Here is an 11,634-nt window from a genome sequence, read left to right as displayed (position 1 = left end):
ACGGGAAGAAACGGTCTAGAAGAAGACGAACCGGATCAACATCGTCTGCAGGAACATTCCGGTCCACAGCAGCACGATCAGGCCGATGAAGACCACGAATCCGAGCATCGCAGTCTTGAAGTTCCCGGGCTTGCCGAGGAACCACGACCCGATGAAGATGTATACCGGCACGAAGATGATGCCGAAGATCAGCCACAGCCCGGGCGTCTGGGTGACCCAGTCCGGAGCGTAGGCCGGGGCGAAGACGAGCGCGGTCAGAAGCGCCGAGAGGACGTTCATTCAGCGGTCACCTCCGTTTCGTGGGCGTGTTCATCCTCGTGTTCCTGCAGGTGTTCGATCGCGTGCAGTTCGACGACGGGAACGATCTTCGCGAAGATCATGAAGATCAGCGTGACGAGCCCGATCGTTCCGAGCACCGAGACCATCTCGATGAGACTCGGGAAGTACTCACCGGGGACGGCGGTGTAGAGGTCGAAGGTCGGGTACATCAGTCCCTCGACGACGAACAGGATCTTCTCCCAGAGCGTCGCGGTGAGCACACCGACGGCGGCGACAAGGCTCCGCCGGATGCTAAAGACCGACGGTCGGATTCCCTGCACGAAGGTGTACACCAGCACGATGAAGACCGTCACGATCGCGAACTGGTAGACTGGATGCATGATCATGGCCTCGGTCACCTGTGCGTGGTCGGTGGTCGGGTGGAAGGTCCCGCTGATCACCTGCTGGAGCTGCAGCCAGATGAAAAGCAGCGAGAAGAACCCGAGCCACAGAGTCAGGCCACGGAAGATGTCGTCAGTGATGATGTGTTCCCAGCCGTAGGAGCGACGGAACGCGTAGGAGGCGATGATTACGCCGCTGATCGCCGACGTGAGCGCAATCGTCAGGAACTGTGGGCCCTGGACGGCGCTGAACCAACCGGGCATCGACGGGAGCAGCGCGAACAGCCACGGAATGACGCCGCCGTGGAGCAAAAGCGGCGCGAGGATGATGATCGCCGCCGCGAGCCACCAGACCATCCGCTCGATGATCTCGTCTTCTTTCTTGGTGTAGCCGATCGTGATGATCTTGTAGATCGGCTCGAAGTGGTTCGGGAGCTGGTCACGCAGCCGGGTGACGTCGTACCGGAGCGTGAGGAACAGATAGGTTGCGGTCATCACGAAATACAGCGTGATGACGGTCATGTCCCACACCAGCGGCGAGGTCTGGACCGTCGTCAGGTACGCCGGAATGACGCTCGTGACGATCCGGTCGGGCCGACCGACGTGGACGACGATGTACAGCCCGGCAGCCGACAGGCCAGCAAGCGTCAGCATCTCTGCGAGCCGGGCGACGGGCATGTACCGATCCATCCCCAGCAGTCGGACTGCCGCCGAGAGGATGATTCCGCCGTGGGCGATTCCGACCCACCAGATGAACGCACCGATGTACAGCCCCCAGGTGACACCGCCACCGGAGCCCCAGTCGGAGAGGCCGGTGACGACCATCCCTTCGCTCAGCTGGATACCCCAGCCGACCGAGAAGGCACCGAACGCCGCGGCTGCGAGGATAAACAGCGCGTAGTATCGTTTGGAGGTATGTTTGATCGGTCGGAGGATGTCGTCCGCAGTCGGCTTTTTCGTGCTCATCAGTCAGCACCTCCGAAGAACGTCCCCTCGTCAAGGACTTCTTTGCGATTGTCGACCGTGCCGACCGCCTCGTAGCTGACCGGGCCCTCGACCTGTTCGGCCTCCTCGCTGGGCTCGTTACCCAGGTAGATGACGTTCGGTTCCGTACCCATGTGCTCGAGCAGACGGAACGCCTTGAGCTTCTCGTTGTCCGGGAAGTCCGGATCCCACCACTCCTCGTCGTCGTCGACGTTCTCGTGTGCCTCCTCGTCCTCCTCGGTGAGCGTGGTGTCCTGCTGGGAACGGGCGTACTCCTGTGCCTCGAGGTACTGCCGGGGGCGACTCTCGGGGTCGTTGAGGTTGCCGAAGTGGATCGCGCTCATGCCGGCGTCGTCACAGGCGTCCATGCAGGCGACGGTGCCGCGCTGGTCCGGGTCGTCCTGGCGGGTCGGACACATCGTACACTTGCCCATCGTCCCCTTCGGATTGACGTGGTCGACGTGGCGTTCGCGACCTTCCTCCGGATACTCGGCGTATCGACTGTCGGGGTCTTGCTCTTCGATCGGCAGCTCGGGCTCCTCCCAGCCGAAGTAGTTGACGCCGTACGGACAGGCGACCTGGCAGTACCGACAGCCGATACAGATGTCGTAGTCCGTGAGCACGAGCCCGTCCGATGTGCGGGTATGGCGCGCTTCGACCGGACACACCTGTTCACACGGCGCGTCCCCACAGTGCTGGCACGGACGGACGAGGAAGTTGCCGAGCCCGTGGCCCTCCTCGTAGGGCTCTTCGTAGGTGAAGACGTACATCCAGTTGGTGCCTTCGTCCCAGTCGTTTTCTTCCTGGCAGCCACGGACGCACTCGAGACAGCCGTCACATCGATCGAGATCGATGACCATCCCCCACTGGAGGTCCTCTCCATCGTCGTCTTCCTGGGCTGCAGCGACCGACGCAGGGTCGTCCGTTGGGTCGACGTTCTCTTTCGTCGCCCACGCACCGAGTCCGAGAAACGCCCCTGCGGCACCCATCTTCTGCATCATCTCGCGCCGCGGCATCTCGCTGCCGCCGCCGACGTTCGAGATCGAACCGAAGAGGGAGCCGTCGTCGTCTTCCTCGTCGCGTTCAGCCTCGACGCGTTCGGCCATGGGGCGGTCGTCGACGCCGAACTCTTCGACGACGTCGTCGTGGTACCGATCGTAGAATTCGGCTTCCGTTATCTCACCAGCGACCATCCGCTGGGCGTCTTTGGCCATCTCGATGCCGAGTTCCGCGTCGTACTCGGACTCCTCGAGTCGTTCTTCCATCTCGGCCTCCCAATCTTCGCCGAGCGGATGGAACGATTCGTCGTCAGCGCTCATTGAATCGAATCACCTTGTTCTGGGGGTAGGATCTTTCACCCTCAAAAGTGTATTCAAACGTCTCTCTGCCTCTCTTCAAGCGAGTATCGCCAGTCGAACCACTGTGGAGCCGATCCGAGCAGACGCTCGGTCCGATGCAGCCCGGTGGTTCCTGGCTGGATCGTCGGTTACGGCCGGATACGAACATTTGTGGGCCCTGTCCGTGGGCAAGTATCGTACCGATTCAAATGTAGAGGCGATTTTCACGACGTGGGAACCGGAGCGATTATGTTCGGGAGATTAAGTACTAGACGGCCATCCCGAACGGTAACGACGTCGTATCGACTCGAAGTGACTCGATAGACTCCGATACACACTAACGCCGAGCGATCCCATCGTGAGTATGGACCAGCAGAGGTTCGTTCGGCTCGCACTGGTAGCGTTCGGGCTCGTCGTGGCGAGTTTCGTCGTCCTCGGGTTCAGCCGACTTGTGATCCCGTTCAGGACGGCCCAGACGCTGGCGGCACCGATCGGGATTGTCGGATTCGTCCTCGTTTCGTACCTGTTCGTCCGAGCGGCGCTCTCGGCGCTTGGCGTCTGGGGAATCGAAGCCGAGTGACTATCGTCTTCGCTATAGGCGCATGCACGAAGAGAAACCGTTTTTCGGCGGCCATCCCAACCCGTAGCCATGAGTATCGACGTGCGAGAGCTGGCCGACCTCGGGCCAGACGACAGAGCCGCGTTCTTTCAGCGCGACGCCGGCATCGACGAAGTCCGCAGTGACGTCCGCGAGATCGTCGACCGGGTCCGGGAGGAGGGCGACGTCGCCGTCCGGGAGTTCACCGAGGAGTTCGACGGCGTCAGCGTCGGCAACCTCGAGGTCACGGACCGATGCGAGCGGGCCTACGAGGAGATCGACGCGGACGTGCGTGAGGCGATCGAGGCCGCGGCAGCGAACGTCCGTGAGTTCCACGAGGCGCAGGTCCCCGAGGACTGGCGCGAGGAGTTCGAAGACGGCCGCGAACTCGGCCGGCGGTTCCGGCCGATCGATCGGGCCGGAGTCTACGTGCCCGGTGGGACGGCGGCGTATCCCTCGAGTGCGATCATGGGCGTCGTGCCGGCGGTCGTCGCGGGCGTCGAGCACGTCTCGGTCGTCACGCCACCCGCCGAGGAACTCAACCCCGTCACGCTGGCGGCCATCCACGCGGCCGGCGCGGACGCGGTCTACAGCGTCGGTGGGGCACAGGCAGTCGCCGGACTGGCCTACGGCACCGAGACGATCACGAGCGTCCAGAAGATCGTCGGCCCCGGCAACCGGTGGGTGACGGCGGCGAAAGCGGCGGTGCGTGGCGACGTCGAGATCGACTTTCTGGCCGGGCCGAGCGAGGTCGTCGTCGTCGCCGACGAGACAGCCGAACCCGACCTCGTCGCTTCGGAACTGGTCGCTCAGGCCGAACACGATCCGAACTCGCCGGTCGTCGCCGTCACCGACGACCCCGAACTCGCCGAGACGACGGCCGACGCCGTCGACCAGCAGGCACGTGAGCGCGAGCGCGAAGAAACCATCCGCGACGCGCTCGCGAACGGGGGCAGTGGAATCTTGCTCGCCCGGTCGATGAGCGAGGCGATCCTCTTCACCGAGGAATATGCGCCCGAACACCTCTCGATCATCGCCGCCGACGACGAGGCGATCCTCGAGCGCATCGACAGCGCAGGTAGCGTCTTTCTCGGCCCACACACGCCGGTCGCGGCCGGCGACTACGCGAGCGGGACGAACCACGTCCTCCCGACGAACGGCGGTGCTCGCGTGACTGGCGGTCTCTCGGTCGAAACGTTCGTTCGTTCGACGACCGTCCAGCGTCTCTCGGAAGACGGACTCGCGTCCCTCGCCGAGACGATCACGACGCTCGCCGAGGCCGAGGGACTCGAAGCTCACGCGGCGAGCGTTCGCGAACGGCTCGACGACGGCTGATACTGACTGCTGTACGTCCGTACCGGGGCAACCGCAAGACGAGGCGCGGTTGCCCCGGTACATAGTTACAGCAATCCGTATGATATTAGCTGTGAGTCGTTCTGATACGGTCGCCGGAGGGCGACCCGGCACGGCCGTATCCGAGCGTCAGGGTTAACACCATCGCCCCGGTACTAGCGCACATGAGTGTGGACAGTACGGGAGACGGGGAGACGACCCCCCGGATCGAGGTCACCGAGGAAGCCGCCGAGCGGGCACTCGACCTGCTCAAGGGCGAAGACATGGACGTCGACGAGGCCGGCCTGCGGCTGTACGTTCAGCAGGGCGGCTGTGCCGGACTCTCCTATGGCATGCGATTCGACACCGACCCCGACGAGGACGACACGATCTACGAACACCACGGACTTCGCATCTTCGTCGATCCGGCGAGTATGAAGTACATCGAGGGAAGCGTCCTCGATTACGAAAGTGGTCTCCAGGCCGACGGCTTCACCGTCGAGAACCCGAACGTCGTCAGCGAGTGTGGCTGTGGCGAGTCGTTCCGGACCTAATCCTCGAGTTCGAACGCGACCGTCACCTCCGCCTGGTACTCCCGGTTTTCGACGCTTGCGACTTCGACGCCGAGTTCGTCGACCTCGACCCAGTGAACGTTCTCGAGTGTTGCCTCCGCACGGTCGATAGCGTCGTCGGCGGCGTCCTCGAAGCTTTCCTCACTCGTCCCGATCAGCGTGATCTTCTTGAACACCATTCCGACTGTCACCACCACGCACACGTACTTAAACGTACACCGCGGTCTCGAACCGCGTGACCGGCGGTCGTAGCTGGTAGCTTCGGACGCGGGTGACACTCTCTCGCGTGTTTGTTGGGTGATAACAACTATTAAACTTGGTCGAGATCGTGTTGAAAAGACCTATATGCGCACCTTCGACTACTCGTTGCTGTCATCTAATGCACTCCCTCCGGGATATCGTTCAATCGAAGGGGTCGCTTCTGATCGTGATAGCCGCCACGCTCGCTGGCGTGGCGTACCCGAGGTTCGCCGCGTCGCTGGAGCCGATCATTCCCGTTCTCGTCGCCGGGCTACTCTTCACGTCGTTTTACGGGATCAACATCGACGACGTCACGTCACAGAACGTTTCGGTTCCAGTCGTCGTCTCGCTCGTCTGTCTGTATCTGATCACGCCCATAGCCCTGTATCCGGTCGCTGCCGTGGTTCTGTCGGGAGAGCTACTGCTCGGTGTCCTCGTCGTTCTGGCTGCACCGCTGACCGCTGGCAGTTCGATCATCTGGACGCGTTTGAGCGGTGGAAACACGCTCCTGGCAACGGTTATCGTCATCGTTTCGATATTCCTTGCACCGCTCGTGATGCCGTCGATTATTACGCTCTTTGCCGGGTCGACGGTCGACGTCTCCGCCTCCGAGATGGTCGTCGAACTCGCCGCCATCATTGCAGGTGCGGGGGTGCTCGCGTATCTCGTTCCGAGCGGAACGATTTCCGACGGACAGTTGGACCGATTCTCCCTGATGGCAATTGGCGCCCTGATCTACGTCGGCGTCGGCGGTTCGACCCTCGCCATCGACGCATTGCAACTCGCGTTCGTCGGCGGGATCGCGGTGGCAACGCTGTGTCTCAGCGGCGGAATCGCGTACGCGTTGTACGTCCGTGGGATGGGATTCGAGGATTGTATCACCGTTCTCTTCTCGAGTTCGATGAAGAATCTAAGCGTATCGGTTATGGTCGGGTCGGTGTTTGGCGGTGGGGCGATCATCGCCAGTATCACTGCGTTTCACGTGGCACAACAGGTCGTAAGTAGCTCTCTCGTTCAACGGCTTGCCGCCCTCGGCCCTGCGCAGTCGCCGGAATCCGTCACGGGAGGATCGCTTAGCGACTAGACGCTTTCGTGAACGTTTTTGTCGGTCCCGACGTCACGTGACCGCATGGGAGACGATACCGACGTGCCACAGGTCGATGAACTGACGCCGCCGAACCGAACGCTGATGGGGCCGGGACCGAGTGACGTTCACCCGCGCGTGTTGCGCGCGATGAGTACACCGCTTGTGGGACATCTCGATCCCTCGTTCGTCGAGATCATGGACGAGGTTCAGGAGCTCCTGCGGTACACGTTCCGGACGGACAACGAGTGGACGATTCCCGTCTCGGGAACCGGTTCGGCGGCGATGGAGGCTGCGATCGGTAACGTCGTCGAACCGGGCGATACGATGCTCGTGCCGACGAACGGCTACTTCGGCGGCCGAATGGCGTCGATGGCTCGCCGTGCTGGCGGCGAGGTCGTCGAGGTCGACGCCCCCTGGGGCGAACCCCTCGAACCCGCAGACGTCGAGGCGGCACTCGCCGAGCACGATCCCGACGTGTTCGGGTTCGTCCACGCCGAGACGAGCACGGGCGTGCTCCAGCCCGACGTGCCCGCGCTGACTGCGGCGGCCCACGACCACGACGCCCTGGTGATCGCCGACACCGTCACCTCGCTCGGTGGCGTCGAACTGCGCGTCGACGAGTGGGGGATCGACGTCGCTTACTCGGGTCCCCAGAAGTGTCTCTCCTGTCCACCCGGCGCGAGCCCGCTGACCCTCTCGGACGAGGCGATGGCGAAAGTCCTCACCCGGGAGGAAGACCCCCGGTCGTGGTACCTCGATCTCTCCTTGCTCGAGGGCTACTGGGGCGACGAACGGGCCTACCACCACACGGCTCCGGTCACGAACGTCTACGCGCTGCGGGAAGCCCTTCGACTGGTCGCCGAGGAGGGGATAGAAGCGCGCTGGGAGCGTCACGAACGTCTCGCCGGCGCGCTGAAAGCCGGCGTCGAGGGAATGGGCCTTTCGATGAACGCCCCCGAGGAGTACTGGCTGCCGAGTCTCAACGCCGTCTGCGTCCCCGACGGAATCGACGACGGGGAGGTTTGTGCGGAGCTGCTCGAGCGCTACGACCTCGAGGTCGCGGGCGGACTCGGCGACCTCGCGGGCGAGATCTTCCGGATCGGCTGTATGGGTCACTCGGCTCGAGAGGAGAACGTGTTGTTCGTCGTGACGGCACTCGGCGACGTGTTAGAATCGATGGGGGCAGACGTCGACCCCGATGCGGGCGTCGCGGCGGCGCGGCGAGCCCTACGCTGAGACTCGCGGACCCGGCGGTGCGCGTTCGACCTGATACTCCTCGCCGTCGACGACGATGATCGCCCACTCGTAGTCGGGATCGCGGCTTCGAAGTCGGTCTCCGAGGTCGTCTGCGTCTCCCGACTCGGCGACGAAACAGCGAAACTCTCCGGATCCTGTCGGGAGTTGCTGTGTATCACTTACCGGGTTCACGTGGACGACTTTCCACGCCCGTTCGGCCCGAAACTCCGGCCCGGTTCCTTCGACGGTGTATCCCAGTTCTGCGAAGATCGACCTGGCCTGCTCGACGAGTCGCATGTTAACAGGACCCATTCGGTACACTGGTACGCGCGTTAGCGGCATAAATCTTGTTACTGTATTACACACCGTCAGCAGTTCCGGCCAGACCGACGAAGAACGATCGAGGATCGGATCGAGCCGGCGACTCGAGGAGCGACGCGAGCGACGGACGGTTACTCGTGAGCTGCGTCCCACTCGGTCGGTTTTCGGAGGTTGCCACATTGGTTGCACTGGATCCGTCCCATCGCGTCCATCGCGACGTCGAAGCTCTCACAGTTCGTACAGAACCAGCCGTACCGTCGACTCGCGTCGTCGCTCCGGTAGGCCACCAGAAACAGCGCTTTCGATCCCCTGTCGCCGTCCGTCCGTGAGACGTAGACCGTCTCTCCGTCGCCGGTCGATCTCGCTTCCATACTGGGACCGTGGCGTCCTCGAAGTAAATGACTGTCTCTCCCGGTCGGAGGACCGTGTTCGGGATCGGTGTCGACGCCACTCGGGTGTGGCGATTGCCGGGTCGACTGAAAGGTTTACCCGGGACGGTCACGTTCGCTTGGGTGATGACGCTGGTCGTCGTTCCCGTTCGGTATCCGCTGTCCGCTCGCTCGAAACGTACCCTTCAACGGGCGATCAGAGTGGCCCGGGAGCGCGACGCTTCGCTGACGGTCCTGCACGTGGATCTCTATCAGAACGGAAAGAACGTGACTCGAACCGACCTGAAAGCCGCCGTCGAGGAGACGTTCGGCCACCTCGAGAACGCCCGGTACGTGGTTCGGACCGGCTTTCTCGTCGAGGAGTCAATCTTAGAGGAGGTCGCAGCCGAGGAAGCAGACGTCGTCGTCATCGGACACAAGCAGGCGAGTCGGTTTCGCCGTCTCTTTCGGCGGTTTACGGACAATCCGAACATCGAAGCGTACCTTCGAGACCACCTCGACTGCGAGATCATCACCGTCGACGGCACGCGAACGTAGTTCACTCACTCTCTCTCGTCTTCCGGATCGGGCGGTGGCCCGTTCGCCTCGAGCGGCGAGGCGACCCCGACGCGTGCTCGACCGCTCGTTTCGTCGAAAACGTGGTGTCTGTGGGGATAGGCAAACTCGACGTCGGCGTCAGCGTAGCGCTTTCGGATCCGTTCTTGGACTGCCGATCGGACCGCGAGCAGCCGGAAGGGATGTTTGATCCAGAACCGAAGCGTCAACAGAATGCCGTCCTCGCCGTACTCCTCGATGAGACAGGTGGGTGCGGCCCCGTACCGTGCGCTGCCGATTCGGATGTCTGGCCCGCCCGAGATCACGGTGTCGACGTTTCGTGCCGCTCGTTCGGCGAGCTTGCGGGCCGTCTCGACGTCGCTCTCGTAGGTAACCTCGAACTGGACCGACACTCGCGTTCGCTCGTCCTCCGCGGAGTAGTTGATGACGTCCCGTTCGTGAATCTCCGAGTTCGGGACGACGATGAACGTGTTGTCGAGCGTGAACACCTTCGTGTACCGGATCGTGATGTCCTCGACGAAGCCGCGATGACCCTCGTCGACGATCTCGATCATGTCGCCGATCTCGAACGGCCGGTCGGTGAGAATGAAAAAGCCGTTGATGAGACTCGCCACAAGCGGCGCGAGGACGACGCCGACAACCGCCGAGATGACGGTCACCGACAGCAGGATCTCGACGCCACCGATCCCGACGAGGACGTCGGCGGCGACGAGCACCGCGAGGATAAGTACGGAGATGCGGACGCCACGCAGGACCGTCCGGGTCACGCTCGGCCGATCGATGCGCTGGGCGACCGTTCGACCCGTGAGCCGGACGACGAGCTTCGAGAGGTACCAGCCAGCCACGAGGACGGCTATCGCGAGCCCCAGGTCGACGAGCCAGCCAGGGGGCGAATACGGCAGGAGGGACTCGATCTCGTCGCCGAGCTCGTCTCCGGTCTCGTTGACGGTCTGGAGGATGAGCCGGCCCATGGGCGGACACTCTCTGGCGCGTTGGTTATACTTTCGGGAAGCGACCGTCGGCCCCGGTGAGTCGTTCTCGCGGCCGTTGGGAACCAAGGCGGCGGCCACGAATTCCTGGCGCGTCGTGGGTGTCGTTCCGGCGTCGACAACCCGATTTCGGAACTCAGTGTTACTCGATGCATAATAAATGTTTTATCGATAGAGTGCGTAGGCGGGAGTATGAGCCAGGACGAACTCCGGTCGACCGTCGAACACGTCGGCGATCGGTTCAATCTCGGCGAGTACGAGATCGATGCCTACCTCACCGTCTTGGAGCACGGCCAGCTCACGGCGAGTGAGATCGCCGACCGGACCAGCATTCCTCAGCCTCGCGTCTACGACACCGTCCGGAGCCTGAGCGACCGCGGGCTCGTCGAACTCCGGGAGTCGCGACCGATGAAAGTCGTCGCGATCGATCCCGGCGAGGCGTTCGACGACGTCCAGTCCTCGCTCGAGCAGATGATCGACGAACTCGAGGCCCGCTACACCGCACCCGCACGCGACACCGAAGCGGTCTCGCTCGTGAAGTCGCGCTCGACGATTCTGCGGTACTTAGCGGAAGTGATCGACGCCGCGGAGTTCGAGCTCGCGCTCTCGTTGACGCCGGACCTGTTGACCCGCTTCGAGGACGAACTCGCGGCGACCGTCGCAGACGACGTCAGCGTCGACTTGATCGTCACGCCCGCGGCTGAGGCACCCAATCCCGAGGAGTTCGAGTACGACACCGTCGCGACGACCGCTCGAGCCCGTCGCGGAATCACCACCCCGGTGGTCGCCGTCGCCGACGGGGAGTACTCGATCTACGCGACTCAGGACGCCCTCCGCGACGATCAGGACCGCTACGGCGTCATCTTCAACCGCTCTGCGCTTGGCTTTCTCGTCTCCGGCTTCTTCGGGACCGTCCTCTGGACCACGGCCGACGTCACGCTCGCCGAAGACGGCGAGGGACGACCGTATCCGCGTCGGTACGCGTCGATTCGTCGATGCGTCAAAGATCTCCTCGACGTCGGCGGGGAGTTCTACGCGACCATCGAGGGCCGTGACGTCGAGACGGGAAGTCCGTGCGTCGTGCAGGGACGGGTCGTCGACCTCTCCTTCGAGATGACCGAGGAAGTCGCCGGCATCACGCTCGAGACCGACGAGGGCGAGGTCACCGTCGGGGGTCGCGTCGCCGCCTTGGAGGACGTCGAAGCTCACGTGATCCGCATCGGCCGGACCGAACCGCCCGCGCTCGAGGAGAGCTAACCGGCTTCCGTACCCGTCGTCGTCAGCCAGCTCGTTCTCGGGGGTCCCCCGTTCGTGATCGTCCGTAACCGCTGACGG

At 63.3% G+C, this 11,634-nt stretch carries 14 protein-coding genes; 7 read left to right on the top strand and 7 right to left on the bottom strand.

Going from position 1 to position 11,634, the window contains the following annotated elements:
* Window positions 1-15: 15 nt before the first annotated feature.
* Genes QQ977_RS13735 through QQ977_RS13725 form a run of 3 tightly spaced genes read right to left on the bottom strand, consistent with a single transcriptional unit; the run spans window position 16 to window position 2,962 of the window.
* Entirely contained in the window at window positions 16-279 is a 264-nt protein-coding gene (locus tag QQ977_RS13735) for a hypothetical protein (RefSeq protein ID WP_285926344.1), read from the bottom strand.
* Window positions 276-1,625: an NrfD/PsrC family molybdoenzyme membrane anchor subunit gene (gene nrfD / locus QQ977_RS13730; RefSeq protein WP_285926343.1), complete on the bottom strand. Its 1,350-nt coding sequence runs from the start codon at window positions 1,623-1,625 to the stop codon at window positions 276-278. The genes QQ977_RS13735 and nrfD overlap by 4 nt, the downstream gene beginning before the upstream one ends.
* Window positions 1,625-2,962 carry a 4Fe-4S ferredoxin N-terminal domain-containing protein gene (locus QQ977_RS13725; RefSeq protein WP_285926342.1) on the bottom strand — a complete coding sequence of 446 codons (1,338 nt, stop codon included), beginning with the start codon at window positions 2,960-2,962 and terminating at the stop codon, window positions 1,625-1,627. The genes nrfD and QQ977_RS13725 overlap by 1 nt, the downstream gene beginning before the upstream one ends.
* Before the next feature lie 382 nt (window positions 2,963-3,344).
* On the opposite strand from QQ977_RS13725, the gene QQ977_RS13720 reads away from it, so the two are divergent.
* The 3 genes from QQ977_RS13720 (at window position 3,345) to QQ977_RS13710 (ending at window position 5,464) form a co-directional block, all read left to right on the top strand.
* Window positions 3,345-3,560, top strand: coding sequence for a hypothetical protein (locus QQ977_RS13720; protein ID WP_285926341.1), 216 nt, complete (start codon window positions 3,345-3,347; stop codon window positions 3,558-3,560).
* 69 nt (window positions 3,561-3,629) lie between these two features.
* Complete coding sequence (gene hisD, locus QQ977_RS13715) at window positions 3,630-4,913, top strand: histidinol dehydrogenase (RefSeq protein WP_285926340.1); 1,284 nt, start codon at window positions 3,630-3,632, stop codon at window positions 4,911-4,913.
* A 182-nt stretch (window positions 4,914-5,095) separates the two neighbouring features.
* Complete coding sequence (locus tag QQ977_RS13710; protein WP_285926339.1) at window positions 5,096-5,464, top strand: HesB/IscA family protein; 369 nt, start codon at window positions 5,096-5,098, stop codon at window positions 5,462-5,464.
* On the opposite strand, the gene QQ977_RS13705 is transcribed toward QQ977_RS13710, so the two are convergent.
* Window positions 5,461-5,661, bottom strand: a complete 201-nt coding sequence (locus QQ977_RS13705; protein ID WP_285926338.1) for a dodecin — start codon at window positions 5,659-5,661, stop codon at window positions 5,461-5,463. The two genes, QQ977_RS13710 and QQ977_RS13705, sit on opposite strands and share 4 nt — an antisense overlap.
* Before the next feature lie 137 nt (window positions 5,662-5,798).
* On the opposite strand from QQ977_RS13705, the gene QQ977_RS13700 reads away from it, so the two are divergent.
* Together QQ977_RS13700 and QQ977_RS13695 are read left to right on the top strand one after the other, a co-directional pair.
* Window positions 5,799-6,806, top strand: coding sequence for a bile acid:sodium symporter family protein (locus tag QQ977_RS13700; protein ID WP_285926337.1), 1,008 nt, complete (start codon window positions 5,799-5,801; stop codon window positions 6,804-6,806).
* Between the two features lie 45 nt (window positions 6,807-6,851).
* Window positions 6,852-8,045 carry a pyridoxal-phosphate-dependent aminotransferase family protein gene (locus QQ977_RS13695; RefSeq protein WP_285926336.1) on the top strand — a complete coding sequence of 398 codons (1,194 nt, stop codon included), beginning with the start codon at window positions 6,852-6,854 and terminating at the stop codon, window positions 8,043-8,045.
* Here the strand turns inward: QQ977_RS13695 and QQ977_RS13690 are convergent.
* Both QQ977_RS13690 and QQ977_RS13685 read right to left on the bottom strand, forming a co-directional pair.
* The gene (locus tag QQ977_RS13690) at window positions 8,037-8,342 is read right to left on the bottom strand and encodes a DUF7116 family protein (RefSeq protein ID WP_285928712.1); all 306 of its coding nucleotides are present in this window, start codon (window positions 8,340-8,342) and stop codon (window positions 8,037-8,039) included. The two genes, QQ977_RS13695 and QQ977_RS13690, sit on opposite strands and share 9 nt — an antisense overlap.
* A gap of 155 nt (window positions 8,343-8,497) precedes the next feature.
* Entirely contained in the window at window positions 8,498-8,737 is a 240-nt protein-coding gene (locus tag QQ977_RS13685; RefSeq protein ID WP_285926335.1) for a DUF5816 domain-containing protein, read from the bottom strand.
* Window positions 8,738-8,881: 144 nt separating this feature from the next.
* Here QQ977_RS13685 and QQ977_RS13680 point away from each other — a divergent pair, with 144 nt between their 5' ends.
* Complete coding sequence (locus tag QQ977_RS13680) at window positions 8,882-9,292, top strand: universal stress protein (RefSeq protein WP_285926334.1); 411 nt, start codon at window positions 8,882-8,884, stop codon at window positions 9,290-9,292.
* 5 nt (window positions 9,293-9,297) lie between these two features.
* Here QQ977_RS13680 and QQ977_RS13675 read toward each other — a convergent pair whose 3' ends face one another.
* On the bottom strand, window positions 9,298-10,281 hold the full coding sequence (locus QQ977_RS13675; protein WP_285926333.1) for a mechanosensitive ion channel family protein: 984 nt from the start codon (window positions 10,279-10,281) through the stop codon (window positions 9,298-9,300).
* A 210-nt stretch (window positions 10,282-10,491) separates the two neighbouring features.
* Between QQ977_RS13675 and trmB the strand changes: the two genes are divergently transcribed.
* Complete coding sequence (gene trmB / locus QQ977_RS13670) at window positions 10,492-11,556, top strand: HTH-type sugar sensing transcriptional regulator TrmB (RefSeq protein WP_285926332.1); 1,065 nt, start codon at window positions 10,492-10,494, stop codon at window positions 11,554-11,556.
* Window positions 11,557-11,634: the final 78 nt, after the last annotated feature.

The sequence above is a fragment of the Natrialbaceae archaeon AArc-T1-2 genome (genome assembly GCF_030273315.1).
Classification (GTDB): domain Archaea; phylum Halobacteriota; class Halobacteria; order Halobacteriales; family Natrialbaceae; genus Tc-Br11-E2g1.
This window is presented reverse-complemented; position numbering and strand designations above follow the sequence as displayed.